At 66.5% G+C, this 17135-nt stretch carries 18 protein-coding genes; 11 read left to right on the top strand and 7 right to left on the bottom strand.

The genetic code is table 11. The features are described from left to right. Positions 1 to 89 precede the first annotated feature (89 nt). Complete coding sequence (locus ACQUQF_RS11475; protein WP_435178870.1) at positions 90 to 1550, top strand: cryptochrome/photolyase family protein; 1461 nt, start codon at positions 90 to 92, stop codon at positions 1548 to 1550. A 15-nt stretch (positions 1551 to 1565) separates the two neighbouring features. Here ACQUQF_RS11475 and ACQUQF_RS11470 read toward each other — a convergent pair whose 3' ends face one another. Together ACQUQF_RS11470 and ACQUQF_RS11465 are read right to left on the bottom strand one after the other, a co-directional pair. Then, positions 1566 to 1952 carry a cupin domain-containing protein gene (locus ACQUQF_RS11470; protein ID WP_435178868.1) on the bottom strand — a complete coding sequence of 129 codons (387 nt, stop codon included), beginning with the start codon at positions 1950 to 1952 and terminating at the stop codon, positions 1566 to 1568. A 238-nt stretch (positions 1953 to 2190) separates the two neighbouring features. Next, complete coding sequence (locus tag ACQUQF_RS11465) at positions 2191 to 2673, bottom strand: peroxiredoxin family protein (RefSeq protein WP_435178866.1); 483 nt, start codon at positions 2671 to 2673, stop codon at positions 2191 to 2193. 165 nt (positions 2674 to 2838) lie between these two features. Between ACQUQF_RS11465 and ACQUQF_RS11460 the strand changes: the two genes are divergently transcribed. From ACQUQF_RS11460 to ACQUQF_RS11450, 3 genes are all read left to right on the top strand, one after another. Next, the gene (locus tag ACQUQF_RS11460) at positions 2839 to 3471 is read left to right on the top strand and encodes a superoxide dismutase (protein ID WP_435178864.1); all 633 of its coding nucleotides are present in this window, start codon (positions 2839 to 2841) and stop codon (positions 3469 to 3471) included. 188 nt (positions 3472 to 3659) lie between these two features. Then, on the top strand, positions 3660 to 4271 hold the full coding sequence (gene sod / locus ACQUQF_RS11455) for a superoxide dismutase (protein ID WP_435178862.1): 612 nt from the start codon (positions 3660 to 3662) through the stop codon (positions 4269 to 4271). Positions 4272 to 4580: 309 nt separating this feature from the next. Further along, the gene (locus ACQUQF_RS11450) at positions 4581 to 5675 is read left to right on the top strand and encodes a PstS family phosphate ABC transporter substrate-binding protein (protein WP_435178859.1); all 1095 of its coding nucleotides are present in this window, start codon (positions 4581 to 4583) and stop codon (positions 5673 to 5675) included. Between the two features lie 96 nt (positions 5676 to 5771). Here the strand turns inward: ACQUQF_RS11450 and ACQUQF_RS11445 are convergent, their stop codons facing one another. Further along, a complete protein-coding gene (locus tag ACQUQF_RS11445; RefSeq protein ID WP_435178857.1) occupies positions 5772 to 6203 on the bottom strand; it encodes a DUF7522 family protein in 432 nt (143 codons plus the stop codon). A 170-nt stretch (positions 6204 to 6373) separates the two neighbouring features. Here ACQUQF_RS11445 and ACQUQF_RS11440 point away from each other — a divergent pair, with 170 nt between their 5' ends. Then, the gene (locus ACQUQF_RS11440; protein ID WP_435178855.1) at positions 6374 to 6652 is read left to right on the top strand and encodes a DUF5827 family protein; all 279 of its coding nucleotides are present in this window, start codon (positions 6374 to 6376) and stop codon (positions 6650 to 6652) included. Beyond that, positions 6649 to 7467, top strand: a complete 819-nt coding sequence (locus ACQUQF_RS11435) for an ATPase (protein WP_435178853.1) — start codon at positions 6649 to 6651, stop codon at positions 7465 to 7467. Before ACQUQF_RS11440 ends, ACQUQF_RS11435 begins: the two co-directional genes overlap by 4 nt. 3 nt (positions 7468 to 7470) lie before the next feature. On the opposite strand, the gene ACQUQF_RS11430 is transcribed toward ACQUQF_RS11435, so the two are convergent. Further along, entirely contained in the window at positions 7471 to 8031 is a 561-nt protein-coding gene (locus ACQUQF_RS11430; RefSeq protein ID WP_435178851.1) for a Rieske (2Fe-2S) protein, read from the bottom strand. Positions 8032 to 8091: 60 nt separating this feature from the next. Next, positions 8092 to 8670, bottom strand: a complete 579-nt coding sequence (locus ACQUQF_RS11425) for an MBL fold metallo-hydrolase (protein ID WP_435178849.1) — start codon at positions 8668 to 8670, stop codon at positions 8092 to 8094. Between the two features lie 92 nt (positions 8671 to 8762). On the opposite strand from ACQUQF_RS11425, the gene ACQUQF_RS11420 reads away from it, so the two are divergent. The 3 genes from ACQUQF_RS11420 to ACQUQF_RS11410 are packed head-to-tail and all read left to right on the top strand — an operon-like array spanning position 8763 to position 11074. Further along, the gene (locus tag ACQUQF_RS11420; protein ID WP_435178847.1) at positions 8763 to 9527 is read left to right on the top strand and encodes a hypothetical protein; all 765 of its coding nucleotides are present in this window, start codon (positions 8763 to 8765) and stop codon (positions 9525 to 9527) included. Positions 9528 to 9532: 5 nt separating this feature from the next. Beyond that, on the top strand, positions 9533 to 10276 hold the full coding sequence (gene thyX, locus ACQUQF_RS11415; protein WP_435178844.1) for an FAD-dependent thymidylate synthase: 744 nt from the start codon (positions 9533 to 9535) through the stop codon (positions 10274 to 10276). A gap of 51 nt (positions 10277 to 10327) precedes the next feature. Continuing rightward, positions 10328 to 11074, top strand: a complete 747-nt coding sequence (locus ACQUQF_RS11410) for a hypothetical protein (protein WP_435178842.1) — start codon at positions 10328 to 10330, stop codon at positions 11072 to 11074. Positions 11075 to 11091: 17 nt separating this feature from the next. Here the strand turns inward: ACQUQF_RS11410 and ACQUQF_RS11405 are convergent, their stop codons facing one another. After that, positions 11092 to 11577 (bottom strand): Lrp/AsnC family transcriptional regulator, encoded by a 486-nt coding sequence (locus tag ACQUQF_RS11405; RefSeq protein WP_435178839.1) that lies wholly within the window; start codon positions 11575 to 11577, stop codon positions 11092 to 11094. A gap of 260 nt (positions 11578 to 11837) precedes the next feature. On the opposite strand from ACQUQF_RS11405, the gene ACQUQF_RS11400 reads away from it, so the two are divergent. Together ACQUQF_RS11400 and ACQUQF_RS11395 are read left to right on the top strand one after the other, a co-directional pair. After that, positions 11838 to 12857, top strand: a complete 1020-nt coding sequence (locus ACQUQF_RS11400; RefSeq protein WP_435178837.1) for a DMT family transporter — start codon at positions 11838 to 11840, stop codon at positions 12855 to 12857. Between the two features lie 112 nt (positions 12858 to 12969). After that, positions 12970 to 16140 carry an FAD-binding and (Fe-S)-binding domain-containing protein gene (locus ACQUQF_RS11395; RefSeq protein WP_435178835.1) on the top strand — a complete coding sequence of 1057 codons (3171 nt, stop codon included), beginning with the start codon at positions 12970 to 12972 and terminating at the stop codon, positions 16138 to 16140. On the opposite strand, the gene ACQUQF_RS11390 is transcribed toward ACQUQF_RS11395, so the two are convergent. Beyond that, a complete protein-coding gene (locus ACQUQF_RS11390) occupies positions 16115 to 17017 on the bottom strand; it encodes a hypothetical protein (RefSeq protein WP_435179532.1) in 903 nt (300 codons plus the stop codon). The genes ACQUQF_RS11395 and ACQUQF_RS11390 overlap by 26 nt on opposite strands. Positions 17018 to 17135 lie beyond the last annotated feature (118 nt).

Raw genomic sequence — 17135 nt, 5'->3', positions numbered from 1 at the left:
CGCGGCACCGCCTTAGGTATTTCGTCGCCGACAGGAACCGCCGGGCGCCGACCCCTGGTTTGAGGACGCCCCGGTCCCACGACACCGACATGCGACTCCACTGGCACCGCCGGGACCTCCGAGTCGCGGACAACCGCGCGCTGGCCGCGGCCGCCGGCGACGGCGAGACCGTGCTGCCGGTCTTCGTCCTCGACCCGGCCGTGCTCGCCAACGCCGGACCGCCCCGCGCGGCGTTCCTGCTCGACGCGCTCCGGTCGCTGCGCGCGGACTACCGGGGGCTCGGCGGCGACCTGCTCGTGACTCGGGGCGACCCCCGCGAGGAACTGCCGCGGATCGCCGACGAGTACGGCGCCGACGCCGTCTACTGGAACCGCGACTACTCCGGGTTGGCGCGGGAGCGCGACGGCGAGGTCCGGCTCGCGCTCGACGACGCCGGGGTCTCGCGGGCTGCGTACCACGACGAACTGCTCCACGAACCGGGCTCCGTCCGGACGAATCAGGGCGAGCACTACTCGGTGTTCAGCTACTTCTGGCGGAAGTGGCGCGACCGCGAGACGGACGCGCCGGTCGACCCGCCGGCGGAGGGCGAGGTCGTCGACGCGGGCCGCATCGCCGGGACCGACGTCCCGGCGCTCGCCGACCTGGGCGTCGACAAACCCGAGGCCGAGATCCCCGCGGCGGGGACCGCGGCCGCCCGCGAGCGGCTCCGGGCGTTCTGCGGGGACGACGTCTTCCGGTACGCCGCGGACCGCGACTACCCCGCCAGGGAGGGCACCTCGCGGCTCTCGGTCCACCTCAAGTGGGGCACCGTCGGGATCCGGGAGGTCTGGCGAGCGACGGAGGAGGCGATGGCGCGGGCGGACGGCGACCCCGACGAGGACGCGAGCGACGGCGATGGCGGAGAAGCCGAGGAGCCCGGCGAGGCGGCGTCGGTCCGCGAGTTCCAGCGCCAGCTCGCGTGGCGGGAGTTCTACGCCCACGTGCTCGCGGCCAGACCGGACGTCGTCAGTCGGAACTACCGGGAGTACGAGAGCGAGGTCGAGTGGCGCGAGGACGAGGCCGCCCTGCGGGCGTGGAAGGACGGCGAGACCGGCTACCCCATCGTGGACGCGGGGATGCGCCAGCTCCGGGCGGAGGCCTGGATGCACAACCGGCTCCGGATGGTCGTCGCCTCGTTCCTCACGAAGGACCTGCTGATCGACTGGCGCGAGGGCTACGCCTGGTTCCGCGAGAAGCTGGCGGACCACGACCCCGCGAACGACGCCGGCGGCTGGCAGTGGGCCGCCTCGACCGGCACCGACGCCCAGCCGTACTTCCGGGTGTTCAACCCGACGACCCAGGGCGAGCGCTACGACCCCGACGCGGAGTTCGTCCGCGAGCACGTCCCGGAGCTCCGGGACGCGAGCGCGGAGCAGATTCACGGCTGGCACGAACTCGATCCGGCCGAGCGCGAGCGGATCGCGCCCGACTACCCGGCGCCGATCGTCGACCACGCCGAGCGCCGCGAGGCCGCCATCGCGATGTTCGAGCGAGCGCGGGGCGAGGAGTGAATCACGGGCCGAGGCTCAACGACTCTTCAGCTCGACCCGGATCGCGTGGTAGGGCACCGTATCGACGTTCTCGACCCCGTGCGGCCCCTCCGGCGCCATCCACTCGGTCTCCGGCGGGGACGCCTCGGCCACCTCGCCGTCTCCACGTTCAGGTGACTCGTAGGCCACCTCACCCTCCCCGTCGTAGTACCGGATTCGGGCGGCCCGGTCGACCAGCACGACGCCGGGCCAGCGGTGGGTGTGGACCGGTTCGCGCTCCCCGGGCGGGATGGCGACCTCGACGACGCGGACCCGGTCGTTCTCCAGGAGGACCTCGTGGGACTCGGGCGCCGCCTCGGCGGCGTCGAGCGACTCCGGCCACGGCCAGTCTGACGGTTCGGTCGGGTCGGACGAGTCGGTCATGGCGTGTGGTGGTCCCGCGGTCTCCGGACCGTTCGTTACCGGCGGGATGGACACGGGGCGGGACAACCGGCGATGAACACGCTAAAACACGTCACTCTTGTCCTCTAGCACCAGGATCGGGCTCTCGTCACGCCTGTACTACGACTTCCCCAGCCCTCCGATCAGTCGACGGAGCCTTCACCCACGTTCGGTTAACGGGCAGCACTGACAGAAAGAATACGGCCGACCGGGGCCGCCCTTACTCGCCGAAGGGGTCCTCGAAGTCGTTGCGAATGAAGTACCGGACCCAGTTGCCGTAGGTGCGGTCGTCGACCGAGTCGGCAATCTGCTCGTAGCGGACCTGCCCGTCCGTGTCGACGACGTAGGTCCCCGCGATACCGGTCAGCCCGTGGCTGGTCTGCTCGGTCCCGCTGTACTGGTCGGCGACCTCCCCGTCGGGGTCGGCGAGCAGCTGGAAGTCGTAGTCGAACCGGTCGCGCATCTCGACCAGCTTCGGCAGCTCGCTCGTCACCACGGGGAGGACGTTCACGCCCTCGTTGAATCTGAGGTCCTCGTACACCCTGCTGAACGTCGCCAGCTGTTCGGCACAGAAGCTGCACCAGTGGCCGCGGTTGACGAGGACGATTGTCGGCCCGGAGTCGAGCGTCTCTTCGAGCGATACCTCGCCGCCGGACGTGCTTTCGAGGCTGAAGTCGGGCGCCGCTGAGCCTTCGAGTGTCACGGTTGGTCCGAGGGGAGCCGCTTCAAAGCGACTTGCGGCCACGGCGAGACCGGCCGGCGTCCCGGCCCGGCGGCGCGGGTGTCCGCGAACCCGCATATCGGGCGTTCGACCACTCGCTTAAAGCTTAACCCGGTGGCCGTTGCCCCGGGAGACGGGGGAGACAGAATGGCTACTTACGAACTACCTGAACTGCCGTACGACTACGACGCGCTCGAACCGGCCATCGACCAGCGCATCATGGAACTGCACCACGACAAGCACCACCAGGGGTACGTCGACGGCGCGAACGCCGCGCTCGACAAACTGGAGGAGATGCGCGGCTCCGACGACTGGGGCGACGTCCGGTCGGTCAAGCGCAGCCTCGCGTTCAACCTCTCGGGCCACGTCAACCACACCGTCTTCTGGCAGAACATGCACCCCGACGGCGGCGGCGAACCCGGCGGCGACCTCGCCGACGCCCTCGACGAGCACTTCGGCGGCTACGACCAGTTCAAGTCGGACTTCTCGCAGGCTGCCAAGGGCGTCGAGGGCTCCGGATGGGGCATGCTGGTGTACGACCACATCGCGGACAAGCCCATCGTGGCCGCGGCCGAGAACCACCAGAACCAGCACCCGCAGGGCGCGACCCCGCTGCTGGTCTGCGACGTCTGGGAGCACGCCTACTACCTCCAGTACGAGAACAACCGGGGCGAGTACGTCGACAACTTCTGGGACGTGGTGAACTGGGACGACGTCGAGCAGCGCTACCAGCAGGCACAGCAGGCCGACACGATTCCCAAGCAGACCCAGACCCGGTAGGCGGGCGAGGCGGTCGATGGCCGGCGGAACCATCACTGAACTTACTTTAATCGAGTTCACCGGTTGGCGGCCGAACACCGCAGAGAGAGCCTGAGGTCTGTCTTTGGCCCGTACCTAGAGATGTGTTATCAGTCGACTTCTCAAGGTTTAACACCGTGAAGTGATATCTATCTACTGGAGGTTCAATTATGCCCGAGCGATCCAACCCCGAACTGCCACCGCTTCCGTACGACTACGACGCACTCGAGCCCCACATCAGCGAGCAGGTGCTCACCTGGCACCACGACACCCACCACCAGGGGTACGTCAACGGGCTCGAGAGCGCCGAGGAGACGCTGGCCGAGAACCGCGAGAGCGGCGACTACGGCGGCACCGCGGGCGCGCTCGGCGACGTGACCCACAACGGCTCGGGTCACTACCTGCACACGCTGTTCTGGGAGAACATGTCCCCGAACGGCGGCGGCGAGCCCGAGGGCGAGCTGCGCGACCGCATCGAGGAGGACTTCGGCTCCTACGAGGGCTGGAAGGGCGAGTTCGAGACCGCCGCGAGCGCCGCCGGCGGCTGGGCGCTCCTGGTCTACGACCCCGTCGCCAAGCAGCTCCGCAACCTCGCGGTCGACAAGCACGACAACGGCGCGCTGTGGGGCGCCCACCCCATCCTGGCGCTGGACGTCTGGGAGCACTCGTACTACTACGACTACGGACCGGACCGCGGCGACTTCGTCGACAACTTCTTCGAGGTCGTCGACTGGGACAACGTCGCCGAGCAGTACGAGAAGACGGTCGGCAACCACGAGTAAGCTCCCGAGCTACCGTTTTTCTTCGGGTCGCCACTTCGAGTAGCGAGGCGGCTCGCGGGTAATCATCACCGCCGAGACGAGGTCTCGTAGCCCCTGTCGGGCGAATATCGCACTCGCTGTCGTTCCCGCGTCCACGCCGAAGAACCGGCTGACTGACCGCTCCGCATTCGGACAGATACGGCTGCGAACAGTTCCCAAACCGTTCCGTTCCCTCGTGAAACGGTCTCAATGGAGACCAATATATAGATACCGAGAAAATATATATTTTCTTCGGAGGGTTTATGAGACAGACGACGGAAGGCTCGGGTGATGACAGGGAAGTCGAGTCGGCGGAAGTTCGTGAGCGCGGCAGGAGCGAGCGGCGTCCTCGCGCTCGCCGGCTGTATCGGCGGCACCGGCGGTTCCGGAACGAACCAGAACGGAAAGCAGGGCGACTCCGAGGCGAGCGGTCAGTCCGGCGGACCGACGGAGCTGAAGGCCGGCGGCTCCTCGACGGTCTACCCCATCACGAGCAAGGCCGGGTCGGTCTGGTCGTCCAACCCGCCGGCGAGCGACAAGGAGTACTGGGGGCCGAGCCAGTACGGCATCGACACCGACGAGCGCCTCGCCGATTACTGGGCCGGCCTCTACGGCTTCGAGTCCGGCGACGGCGCCTCCCCGCCGTTCTCCGTCTCCGTCGGCCTGAGCCACTCCGGGACGGGCCTGGAGAAGCTGAAGAAGGGCCTCGTCGACATCGGCAACTCCAGCGCCCCGGTCAAGGCCGAACTCTCGGACGCCAGCAAGTCCGAGCTCGAGAAGTACAAGGACCACGTGGTCGGGGTCGACGCCCAGCCCATCGTCGTCAGCAAGGAGGTCTACGAGGCGGGCGTCACCAAGCTCACCGCCGAGCAGGTCCGCAAGATCTACACGGGCGAGATCACGAACTGGAACCAGATCGACTCCTACAGCGGCGAGGAGAAGGAGATCCAGGCGGTCGGTCGCTCGGTCGGCTCCGGCACCGACACCGCGTTCCGGCTCAACATGCTCGGGTCGGCCGACGCGAAGATGCCCGGCGTCGACGTCCGGAAGGGCCAGAACCAGCAGGTCAAGACGCTGGTCGGCAAGTCCGACAACGCCATCGCCTACATGGCGCTGGCGTTCGTCACCGACGAGGTCCCGGCCATCAAGCTGTCGTTCGACGGGAAGGTGTACGAGCCCGGCAAGAACCTCGCCGACGAGAACTACCCGCTGTCGCGGGACCTCCACTGCTACACCTACGAGGGGACTTCGAAGAAGGAGGCGGCCTTCCTCCGGATGATACTCAGCGACTTCGGCCAGGAGAACTTCGTCAAGCCCGCGGGCTACGCCGCGCTGACCGACGACCGCCAGAAGGAGGAGCTGGGGAAGCTCCCCGACACCCAGTAAGTCGTCGGCCCGCCGAGTCCGTATCTCGTTTTCGCCGGTCGGTAGGTCCGGCGTCGAGGAGAGGGCGCCGCCGCGGTCGACTCCGCGGCCGCTCGGTCACTCCGGCGCGAAGGCCGCGGGCGGGTGGTCGGCCACCACGTCCTCGATGGCGTCGTGCAGGGCGCCGAAGTCGTAGCCGCCCTCGCGGCGGTCGAAGCTGGCGAACACGCCGACCCTCGCGTCGGCGCAGTCGAGGAAGGTCCGGAACTGCTCGTAGCCGTCGAACCCCCGGACGGTGTACTCGTAGGAGGCGTAGTGGAGGTCGCTGTAGGTGTCGCGGGTGACGTAACCGTACCGCTCGTTGTCGACGTACCGCGAGACGTCGACGTCGGTGATCTTGTCGCACACGTCCTCGCGGACGTACAGCTCCTCGTGGTCCCGCTGGTCGAACAGCCACACGTCGCGGAGGGCGTCGCCCTCGAATATCGAGAACGCGTCGACGAGCGCCGCCTTGGCGTCCCGCCTACGCTCCTCGGTAGCGTCTCCCATCAGTACGGAACCCTGAGAAGGCACCACGCATAAAAACTAGGACTTCGGCCGTCGGAACGTGCCCATATCTGAGGTCTGACAACCGTCGTTGGCTACCGGCCGCCAGAAGAGGGCACGAACGGTCGTCGAGAGACGAACGTTTTACGCCGCGCTCGGCCGTACGCCCGGCCATGCCCCGACCCAAGTCCGACTTCGAACAGCTCCACCCCTGCGACTTCTACACCGCCGACGAACTGCTCGACGCCGACGCGATGTACACCGTCTACGAGATCGCCCGCCTGCTCCAGGGCCTCGACCCGGACGCCGAGATCGACGCCGAGACCGAGGACATCCTGCTCGACTGGGCCATCCCGTGGGTGATGAACAACGCCGACGACCTGGTCATCGCCGAGCCCGAGAGCGACGACGAGCCGGGCTACTACGGCCTGAAGACCGACGACGAACGATGAGGATACTCGTCGCTGGCGGCGACCGGGTCGACGCCGGCAAGACCACGTTCTCCACCGGCCTGCTCGACCGCCTCGACGGCGTCGGGTTCAAGCCCCGCGCGGGCAACGACTACTGGTTCGACCACGACGACTACCACCGGGCGGTCGCGGACGGCCGGCTCTACGGCAAGGACGCCAAGCGCCTCGCGGCGGCCAGCGCCGGCGAGTACGACCCCGAGGACGTCAATCCGGTCCATCGGCTCTGGCGGCCCTCGCCCGGTCCCGACACGGGTCTGGTCGGACAGGCCCACCGGGAGTTCGTGCTCGACCGGGTCGGCGAGTCGTTCGTCGTGAACGCCGGCGCCGACGTCCCCGAGTCGGCCCGTCGAGAGCTCCCGCTCGACGACGCGCCCGCGGTCGAATCGGTCGAGCAGCTGGACCAGATAACCAGGAAACTGCATCTACCGATGTTCGAGGGATTCGCCGACCGCATCCGGGACGTCGAGGCCCAGACGGGTCGCCCGACCGTCGTGGAGTCGTACGCCGACGTGGCGCTCCCGATTCGGGGTCTCGACTTCGACGCGGTCGCGGTGGTCGAGCCCGGCCGGATGCGGGCCTACGACGGCGACCGGTTCCTGAAGGCCTGCGAGGTCGCCGGCGGGAGCCCCAGGGACGGCCAGCTGGAGGTCCACACCACGGACGTGACCGAACTCGCGGAGCCGAAGGCGACCGCCCGGCTGTCGGCGCTGCCCGACGACGACCGGCGCGACCCCGCCGCGGTCGCCCGAGCCTACGAGGGGGCTTACGCCGACCTCCTGGCAGTCGCGGAGAACTGAGCCTCAGAAGCCGATGTGGGAGGTCGAACTCGGCATGTCGTCATCGTCGTCCTCGTCGCTCTCCCCCTCGTCTCTCTCATCCGTACCCGCGTCGTTCACGTCGCTCTCTCCGTCTTCGATACTGCCCTCGTGGACGAAGTCGTAGTCCTCGTCGGTGAGGTAGACCGCGCCGTCCTCGACGGCGACCTCGACCGAGACCAGCGTCGTGTCGGCGGCCTCGCCGTTGTCGCAGTAGCCCGAGCAGGCGTCGAACATCGAGCCGTGCTTCGGGCAGACGACCTGGCCGTCGCGAATCGCCGCGCCGAACCCGCGGTCGAGCCGCTGGGCCTCGTGGGTGCACCGGTTGACCCACGCCTCCACGCCGCGGTCGGTCGGGTCGCCGTCCCCGGTGGCCGCGCCGCCGTCGCTCCGGGCGCCGTCGTCTCCGCGAACCGGCTCCTCGTCGTCCTCGCACGGCACGAGGATGACCTCGTCGCGTTCGTCGTACGGGTCCCGCACCGTGAACAGCCACGAGCCCGCTTCGTAGACGGTCTCCGTCGTGGTCAGTCGCGCACCGTCGGCCATAGCGGGAGTGACGTCCGCGGAGAGTTAAACGTTCTGAGGGGTCGTGGACGCCGTCGTGGGCTATCCCATCCGGGCGGCCTGTCCGGCCAGTTCCACGTGCCGGTACGGGTCGGTGGTGACGCTCGGGCCGTGGCCGACGTGCAGTTCGGCCAGCGACTCGTCGACCGTCTCGCGCACCCGGTCGATGCTCTGGATGAGCCGCCGCCGGTCGCCCTCCGTGAGGTCGGTCCGGCCGAACCCGCCGTTCTGGAAGATGAGGTCGCCCGCGAACAGCACGCCGGCGTCCGCCGCGTAGAAGCAGAGGTGGTCGTTCTTGTGCCCCGGCGTGTGGAGCGAGACGTAGTCGTGGTCGCCGAGTCGGACCGTCTCCTCGTCGGCGATGGCGTTGTCGACGCCCGACTGGTCGGGGTCGAAGCCCCAGGTCTCGACGCCGAACGCCTCGGTCACCGACCCGAGGTTGCCGACGTGGTCGTGGTGGGTGTGGGTCAGGACGACGGCGTCGAGGTCGGCGCCGCGGTCGCGGATCTTCCCGACCGCGTCGAAGTTCGACCCGGTGTCGACCAGCACGGTGCGGTCGCCCTCCACGAGGAACGCGTTGCTCGTGAACGCCTGGACGTCGCGGGCGAGATTGGTTATCATGACCGAGAGTTGGAGCGGCGGGGGTTTGTGGGTGTCGTTACTGCTGTCTTCCGGTAGTTTCTTGTGACCAAATTAACTAAATTGTCGATGGTATGGGTGTCGGATCATGTCCCCGCTGCGGCGCAGAGTATGAGCGACTCGCCCAACATTGGGCGATGTCGAGTAGGTGTTCTTACCCTCCGATTCCGGGTTCGGTGAAACAACTCCTCGTCGGAGTTCTCATGGGTGACGGGACAATTCACAGCCCATCGTCTACGAAGAACGTCCGATTGGAGGTCACGAACATCAATAAAACGTTCCTTGAGTGGCTAGACGAGAAATTATCGTGGCTATCGAACGGTGTCGCTCTGAAACGAACGGCGATGCAGATACGGGAGGAGAACAGGAAGTCAAATTATGACCGATTCTCCTCGCTCAACTACGAAATTCGGGATCAGTACGTACTGACGACGGCTCGGCATCCAGAGCTAAACGAATTCGAGGAGTGGTACACGAATCAGCAGAAACGATTTCCCGACAAACTACGTCTTTCACCGCGAATTCTAAAGGCGTGGTACGTGTGCGACGGGAATCTCATCTGGGGAAACAAGGGACACACCCGTCCACAAGTGTGGATTTCCGTCGAGAACGAATCAGATCGTCCAGGATACGTAAACTCGTTGTTCGAACCCACACCAATCGATCCGAAGTTCAACGGAGGACGGTTGATGTTAACGAGCGACGAAACGGAGTGGTTCTTCGACTACGTCGGTGCTCCACCATCTGGGTTCGAGTACAAGTTCGTGACGGGAAGTAAGGAGGAGTATCAATCGTCGAAAAGAGAGTTTTATACGAACAGTACGACACAGACCAAGTAACGACCATGGAAGTCAAACTGCTCGAAGCGACCGAGAATCCAGAGGAGGTCATCTGCTCGGCGGCGCGCAACGATTACATGGAGGAGTTCGTGGGGGACAGATCGTTCGAAGAAATCATGGCGACGGTCGAAGGAGAAGACATCGAGGAGAAGAAGGAGACGCTCATCGGCCACCTCCTCAGCCACGGCCATTTCGGGCCGTTCGAGCACGCGCAAGCGACTTTTGCGGTGAAGGGAATCAGCCGGTCCTGCATGGCCCAGATCACCCGTCACCGCCACGTGAGTTTCGACGTGCGCAGTATGCGTTACGTCTCCTTCGACGAGGTCGACCCCGAGGACGTCGGCGAGGGCGAGATGGTCGTCACGCCGCCGTCGGCGAACGACCCGGACTGGGTCGGCCGCAACCAGAAGACCGGCGCGGTCGACGAGGAGACCGTCGAGAAGCGCGAGGCCGTCTTCCGGGAGTCGGTCAAGCGTTCGGTCGAGGACTACCAGGAACTGCTCGACCTCGGGATGCCGCCCGAGGACGCCCGGTTCGTCCTCCCCATCGGGACCGAGGTCAACATGGTGATGTCGATGAACGCCCGGATGCTAATGCACGTGGCGGATTTACGGGCGGCGGCGGACAGTCAATGGGAGATTCGGGACATGACAGAACGTGTTCTTGATCTGGCAAAGGAGTGGTGCCCCATCACCTTCGAGTACTACGAGGAGAACATGAAGAATCGGAAGAACCGATTGGCGCCGTAGGTCAGTATCCTAACCTGATGTTTTTATAATATTACGCCACGATAGTCGGATGTGACTACCGGCGAAACCTGTCCGTCGTGTGGCGATCAGTTCGATCGTTTGGGAACCCACTGGGCCCGGTCAGACTGCGAATACCCGACTCCGACTTCGGAAACAGACGAAATTCTCACGGGAATTCTCATGGGTGATGGAAGTTTGGCCTCCCACGACAGTGAGAACCCGTACATGCGATGGAACAACGTGAACAGGCGCTTCATGGAGTTCGTTCACGAGAAACTGAAACCGATAACTACTAGCCTAAAGGTAACAAGGACAGTGAGGGAGTCCTACAGATACAACGAAAAAAGAGAAGACAGAGACTGGCCTGTCCATCCCGAAGAATATAACGATATCTACATAATTCGGACCCGTCGTCTACCATATTTTCAACGGTTTAAGAATTGGTACACGGAAGACGGAAAGCGATTCCCCGACGATTTAGAGTTGACTCCTGTTATTGCGAAGTACTGGTACGTCTGTGATGGGACAGTGAACTGGATGCGTGATTATAGCGCCAAAATTCAGTTCACTAGTAGGAACGAGTCTGGTAGAGAGGAATTCGTTACTGAACTCTTTGAGCGAGCAGGGTTCAGCATCAAGAGAAATCGGCATATGTACTATCTCAGCGTCGATGAGTCGAAATCAATGCTAGAATGGATGGGAAGTCCACTACCGGGATTTGAATATAAGTGGGAGATAGGATCAAGAAGTAGCTACGAGAGAAAGAAGAAACGTGCACACCGTCAAAGATTTCACTGACTACTGACCCGAATCTTCTACTCGTCGGCCAACTCCTCGATCAGCGTCTCCAGGCTGTAGCTCTCCAGGGGGTTGTCGGTGTCTCGCAGCGTCGAGATGACGAACGTCGAGTTGGTGCGCTCGACGCCGTCGATGGCCTCGAACTCGCTGATGAGCCGTTCGACCGCGTCGCTGTCGGGGAGTCGGGCGACCAGGATGAAGTCGGTCTCGCCCATGGCGAAGTACGCCTGGGTGACCCCCTCGACGTCGAGCAGCTTCTGGCCGAACTCCTCGTAGGAGTCGCTGTAGTCGGCCAGCACCTCCACCAGCACCGTGACGCCCAGGCCGGCCTTCTCGAGGTTGATGTCGTAGAGGTCGTTCTCGATGATGCCCTCCTCCCGGAGGTTGTTCAGCCGGTAGTGGATGGTCGAGACCGGGATGTCGGTCTCCTCGCTGAGCCGCTCCGGGCTGCCGGTGCCGAGGTCCGCGATGGCCTTCAGGATGGTCACGTCGCGCTCGTCCATTGACGGTCACATTGCGCCCCGCCTACTTAACGGCAGGTCCCTCGCCGCGACGGGCCCGAGAACCCTAATATAATCATCATCCAACAACGACTCTCGGCCGGTTTGCGAACGATAGTTCCTAACTACGTCCTGATTTTCGACTCTGTTTCAATCTATAGCGCAGTCTGTTGTAGAAGGATTTAAGCACGACCGTCTTCGACGTTTGTAACAGAGACATGATTTCGCGAGATATTGGGAGTCGACTCCCACTTCTACCGCTGATGTTCGTACTGCTCGCCACGCTCTGGGGCGGGTCGTTCACCGCCATCGAGGTCGGCCTCCACTACTTCCCGCCGCTGGCGTTCGCCGGGGTCCGGTACGCGATCGCCGGCGCGGTCATCCTGGGCTACGCGGCGTACGCGACCGACCGCTGGCGGCCCCGGACCCGCGAGGAGTACCTCGCGGTCGGGGTCGTCGGCGCGCTCGTCATCGCGGGCTACCACGGCCTGCTCTACCTCGGCGAGCGCCGCGTCTCGGGCGCGATCGCGGCCGTCGTGGTCAGTCTCGCGCCGGTCCTGACCGCCGGCTTCGCGGCCGCGGTGCTGGACGAGCGCCTGGGTCTCACCGAGGGCCTGGGCTTCGCGCTCGGGATCGCGGGCGTGGCGGTCGTCGCCGGCTTCGACCCGACGAGCGCGCTCTCGACCAGCGTGGTGGGGGTCGGGCTGGTCCTGCTGGGCGCGGCCTGCTTCGCGCTCGGCGGGGTCCTGACCCGGCCGCTCCGGACCGACCTGCCGGCCGCCGCGCTCCAGGCGTGGTCGATGCTCGGCGGGGCGGCGCTGCTGCTGGGCTGGGGCGCACTCCGCGGCGAGTCGCTCTCGGCGATCCGGCCGACCCCGACCGCGCTGGCGTCGCTGGCCTACCTGACGCTGCTCTCGGGCGTCGTGGCCTTCCTGCTGTACTTCCGGCTGCTCGACAGGATCGGGCCGACGAAGCTCCACCTCGTCGGCTACCTCGAACCGGTCGTGGCGACGCTCGCGGGCTGGGCGGTGCTGGGCGAGGTGGTGTCGGCCTCGACGGTCGCCGGCTTCGCCGCCATCTTCGCCGGATTCGCCGTGCTCCACCGCGACGCGATGCGGTCGCTCGCGGCGTCGGTCCGCCCGACCGCGCTCGCCGCGTCGCTGCGCCGGTCGGCGCTGGCGGCCGCGTCGGATCGTCCACTCGGTCGCGACGGTTCCGGCGACGAGGAGTCGGAACCGACGGAGGGCGCGTGGTCCTCGTCGGCCGGGCACGCCGACGACTGACGCGGCGGTCTTCTCGGCAGTTCGCCCAGAGGGGCCACCGACCGGGGTCCGCGTCGCGGCGACGCCCACGAACGAGCGCACCACTTTTCGGGGTGCCGTCCGTACTCGCGGTATGGCTACCCACGACGCGCAGGACCCGGCGCTGGACGCCCGCGCGGACTACGACTACGAGTCCGACGGCTCCGTCCGGCCCGGACTGGTCTCGGACCTGTCGGCCCGGGTCGACGGCGACGTGCGCTTCGACAGCTACTCCCGGCAGCTCTACGCCACCGACGCCAGCGCCTACGAGATGACCCCCATCGGCGTCGTCTTCCCCACCGACACCGACGACGTGGCGGCGGTGATGGAGTACTGCGCCGACCGCGAAGTCCCGGTCCTGCCGCGCGGTGGGGGTACCAGCCTCGCGGGCCAGGCGGTCAACGAGGCGGTCGTGCTCGACTTCACCCGGCACATGGACGCCGTGCTCGACGTCAGTCCCGACGACGAGCCCCCGACCGCCAGGGCCCAGCCGGGCGCGGTGCTGGGCGAACTCAACGAGGAGCTCGCGCCCCACGGGCTGAAGTTCGCGCCCGACCCGGCGTGGGGCGACAAGTCGGCGCTCGGCGGCGCCATCGGCAACAACTCGACCGGCTCGCACTCGCTGAAGTACGGCAAGACAGACGCCTACGTCGAGGAGTGCGAGGTCGTGCTCGCCGACGGGACCGTGACCACGTTCGGCGAGGTGGCCGTCGACGACCTCCGCGAGCGCGGCGACCCGGAGGGCGACCTCGAGGAGCGCATCTACGCCGAAGTCGCCCGGATTCTGGACGAGGAGACCGAGGCCATCGAGGACGTCTACCCGCAGCTCAAGCGCAACGTCTCGGGGTACAATCTGGACAGGCTCGCGGACGAGGCGGAGGACGGCACGGTCAACCTCGCCCGACTGCTCGCGGGCAGCGAGGGGACGCTGGCCACCATCACCGAGGCGGAGGTGAGCCTCGAGCCCGTCCCGGAGACCAAGTCGATGGCCCTGCTGGCCTACGGCGACCTGCTCGACGCGATGGAGGACGTGGCCGCCATCCTGGAGCACGACCCCTCTGCCGTCGAGGTGCTCGACGACGTGCTCATCGACCTCGCCCGCGACACCGAGGAGTTCGCCGACGTGGTCGGGATGCTCCCCGAGGGGACGAACTCGGTGCTGCTCGTGGAGTTCTACGCCGAGGACGACGAGGACGGGAAGGAGAAGGTCGCGGACCTGCTCGCCGACCGGGAGGGCGACCTGGCGTTCGAGGCGCTGGAGGCCCACGACGAGGCCGAGCGCGCCCGGTTCTGGAAGCTCCGGAAGTCCGGGCTCCCCATCCTGCTGTCGCGGACCTCCGACGCCAAGCACATCTCGTTCATCGAGGACGCCGCGGTGCCCCCCGAGAACCTGGCGGAGTACGTCGCCGACTTCCGGCAGGTGCTCGAGGACAACGACACCTTCGCCAGCTTCTACGCCCACGCCGGTCCGGGCTGCCTCCACATCCGGCCGCTGATCAACACCAAGTCGCCCGCCGGCATCAACCAGATGGAGTCGATCGCCGACGCCGCGACCGACCTCGTGGTCGAGTACGGCGGAAGCGTCTCGGGCGAGCACGGCGACGGCCGGGCCCGGACCCAGTGGAACAGGAAGCTCTACGGCGAGCACGTCTGGAACGTCTTCCGGGACCTCAAGTCGGCGTTCGACCCCGACTGGCTGCTGAATCCGGGCAACGTCTGCGGCGACCACGACATGACCGAGCACCTCCGGTTCGACCCCGACTACGAGTTCTCGGCCGGATTCGCGCCCGAACTGAACTGGGCGAACGAGAACGGCTTCCAGGGGATGGTCGAGCTCTGCCACGGCTGCGGCGGCTGTCGCGGCGGCCAGGACACCACCGGGGGCGTGATGTGTCCGACCTACCGGGCGGCCGACGAGGAGATCACGGCCACCCGCGGCCGGGCCAACCTGCTCCGGCAGGCCATGTCGGGCGACCTCCCCGAGGGCGAGCAGTTCGACGTCGAGTTCATGGCCGAGGTGATGGACCTCTGCATCGGCTGCAAGGGCTGCGCCCGCGACTGCCCCAGCGAGGTCGACATGGCCAAGCTCAAGGCCGAGATCGAACACGAGCACCACCAGCGACACGGCGCGAGCCTCCGCGAGCGCCTGTTCGCCGAGATCGGCACGCTCTCGAAGGTCGGGAGCGCGCTCGCGCCGCTCTCGAACTGGGCGAGCGCGGTGCCCGGCGCCCGGACCGCGATGGAGAAGGCCCTCGGCATCGCCGGCGAGCGCTCGCTGCCGACGTTCCACCGCGAGACGCTCGAGGACTGGTTCGCGGCCCGCGGCGGCCCGCAGGTCCCGGAGTCGGAGGCGACCCGGAAGGTCGCGCTGTTCCCCGACACCTACACCAACCACAACCACCCGGAGGCGGGCAAGGCCGCGGTCCGGGTCCTTGAGGCCGCGGGGGTCCGCGTCCGGCTGCCCGCCGGCGTGACCGACAGCGGCCGGCCAGCCCACTCGAAGGGATTCCTCGACAAGTCCCGCGAGCGCGCCCGGACCAACGTCGAGGCGCTCGCGCCCAAGGTCCGGGACGGCTGGGACGTGGTCGTGGTCGAGCCCTCCGACGCGGTGATGCTCCAATCGGACTACCTCGACCTGCTCGGCGCGGGCGAGAGCCCCGAGGCGAGTCGCTCCGGCGGGCAGTACACCGAGCCTCGGACGGCCGACCCCGAGGCCGGGGTGGCTGATTCTGAAGAGGGAGTGGCCGGCGACGGCGGCTGGGGCGACGACGGTGGAATCGCGGGCGACTCCGCGAGCGAGGCGAGCGACCCCGCGAACGAGGAGGACCTCGCGACCGCGGCCGAGCGGGTTGCCGCCAACACCTACGGCGTCTGCGAGTACCTCGACAGCTTCGACCTCGACCTGTCGTTCGACGCGCCCGCCGAGACGCTGACCTACCACGGTCACTGCCACCAGAAGGCGACCAAGAAGGACGTCCACGCCGCCAACGTGCTCCGCGAGGCGGGCTACGAGGTCGACGCGCTCGACTCGGGCTGCTGCGGGATGGCCGGGTCGTTCGGCTACGAGGCCGAGCACTACTCGATGAGCCGGAAGATCGGCGAGATCCTCTTTGAGCAGGTCGCCGACAGCGGCGGCGAGACGGTGGTCGCGCCCGGCGCGTCCTGCCGGTCGCAGCTCGGCGACTGGGAGGGGCTCCGGGGCGAGCCGCCCCACCCCATCGAGAAGGTCGCCGAGGCGGTCACGGAACGTTCTGGGGCGCCCTGAACGGGATAATCTCCGCGGTTCGTTGAGCCACTATCGCGATGCGGACGACGAACGCGAACAGGACGGCCAGCGGTGCGAACCCGACCGTCACTGCGACCGGAATGGCCGCGGGGGGAACCGTAGTCGGTAGTGCGGTGCCGGTGGTGCTGGCGAACACGAGGAACCCCACCGCCAACAACGCCTCGGACGGAAGCCCGACGTAGAGGAGTACGCGCGACAGGTAGGCCAGCTCCTTCTGGAAGAACATCGTCTTGAAGTAGTTTCTGGTGACGTATATCTGCTCCAGCGCCTCTATGAGGTCGTCGACGCACTCGACGACGTCGGGCGAGAGCTCCGTCTCGCGGGTCGCTCGTATTCGTCGCGCCCGGTGAAGGGGTCTCTCGTAGTCCGTGGTGAGGGCCGCGAACAGGACCTCGAACGGTTTCACTTCCGACCGTTCGAGCAGTCGATTCACCCGTTCGGTGTTCTCGGTAACGTGCGTTACGAGGTGGTCTACCTCGTCTCGGAGTTGGGGGTCACCCGCATGCGCGGTCAGTCCCCCGAGTCGCTGCGCCCGCTGTCGCGTCGCCTGGACGAGCAGTCGGAGGAATTTCGGCGGTTCGAGCGGTGTCACGCTTCGACCGGCCGTTTCGGCGACGGTACGACGGTAGTCGGCCACGTTCTCGACCTCCTCGCGTAACGGACCGGGCGATTCCAGTTCGCGCGAGAGGACGAGCTGGTTGATCGACAGTACGACGGTTATCAGGGTGAGGTTACCGCCGACGAGCGTGCTGAACAGGTAGTACAGTGGCGTCGTTACACGCAGTCTCAGGAGGTCGAGCAGTTCGAGGAGTTGGAAGACGAGTAACAGGAGTGCCAGCAGGAGTCCGGCGACCACCAATCGGTCTCCGGTAACGAGAAACCAGATCAAGGGGCGATTCGTTGCCCTTCGTAGCCTTCGAGGGATGTCCCGAAGCATCTCGGAGTCGTTTCAGGTACGACACGACGCCGTATAT

Source organism: Halorussus sp. AFM4 (genome assembly GCF_051194995.1).
Lineage (GTDB): Archaea > Halobacteriota > Halobacteria > Halobacteriales > Haladaptataceae > Halorussus.
Note: the sequence above shows the minus strand (reverse complement) of the source record. Positions and strands in the feature narration are given on the sequence as shown.

What these genes read in the sequence shown, in the direction of transcription:
- thyX (WP_435178844.1), top strand. Translation starts at nt 9,533, where the DNA reads ATGGAAGTCAAACTGCTCGAAGCGACCGAGAATCCAGAGGAGGTCATC.
- ACQUQF_RS11475 (WP_435178870.1), top strand. Translation starts at nt 90, where the DNA reads ATGCGACTCCACTGGCACCGCCGGGACCTCCGAGTCGCGGACAACCGC.
- ACQUQF_RS11400 (WP_435178837.1), top strand. Translation starts at nt 11,838, where the DNA reads ATGTTCGTACTGCTCGCCACGCTCTGGGGCGGGTCGTTCACCGCCATC.
- sod (WP_435178862.1), top strand. Translation starts at nt 3,660, where the DNA reads ATGCCCGAGCGATCCAACCCCGAACTGCCACCGCTTCCGTACGACTAC.
- ACQUQF_RS11405 (WP_435178839.1), bottom strand. Translation starts at nt 11,577, where the DNA reads ATGGACGAGCGCGACGTGACCATCCTGAAGGCCATCGCGGACCTCGGC.
- ACQUQF_RS11450 (WP_435178859.1), top strand. Translation starts at nt 4,581, where the DNA reads ATGACAGGGAAGTCGAGTCGGCGGAAGTTCGTGAGCGCGGCAGGAGCG.
- ACQUQF_RS11440 (WP_435178855.1), top strand. Translation starts at nt 6,374, where the DNA reads ATGCCCCGACCCAAGTCCGACTTCGAACAGCTCCACCCCTGCGACTTC.
- ACQUQF_RS11435 (WP_435178853.1), top strand. Translation starts at nt 6,649, where the DNA reads ATGAGGATACTCGTCGCTGGCGGCGACCGGGTCGACGCCGGCAAGACC.
- ACQUQF_RS11420 (WP_435178847.1), top strand. Translation starts at nt 8,763, where the DNA reads ATGGGTGTCGGATCATGTCCCCGCTGCGGCGCAGAGTATGAGCGACTC.
- ACQUQF_RS11430 (WP_435178851.1), bottom strand. Translation starts at nt 8,031, where the DNA reads ATGGCCGACGGTGCGCGACTGACCACGACGGAGACCGTCTACGAAGCG.
- ACQUQF_RS11470 (WP_435178868.1), bottom strand. Translation starts at nt 1,952, where the DNA reads ATGACCGACTCGTCCGACCCGACCGAACCGTCAGACTGGCCGTGGCCG.
- ACQUQF_RS11425 (WP_435178849.1), bottom strand. Translation starts at nt 8,670, where the DNA reads ATGATAACCAATCTCGCCCGCGACGTCCAGGCGTTCACGAGCAACGCG.
- ACQUQF_RS11395 (WP_435178835.1), top strand. Translation starts at nt 12,970, where the DNA reads ATGGCTACCCACGACGCGCAGGACCCGGCGCTGGACGCCCGCGCGGAC.
- ACQUQF_RS11460 (WP_435178864.1), top strand. Translation starts at nt 2,839, where the DNA reads ATGGCTACTTACGAACTACCTGAACTGCCGTACGACTACGACGCGCTC.
- ACQUQF_RS11445 (WP_435178857.1), bottom strand. Translation starts at nt 6,203, where the DNA reads ATGGGAGACGCTACCGAGGAGCGTAGGCGGGACGCCAAGGCGGCGCTC.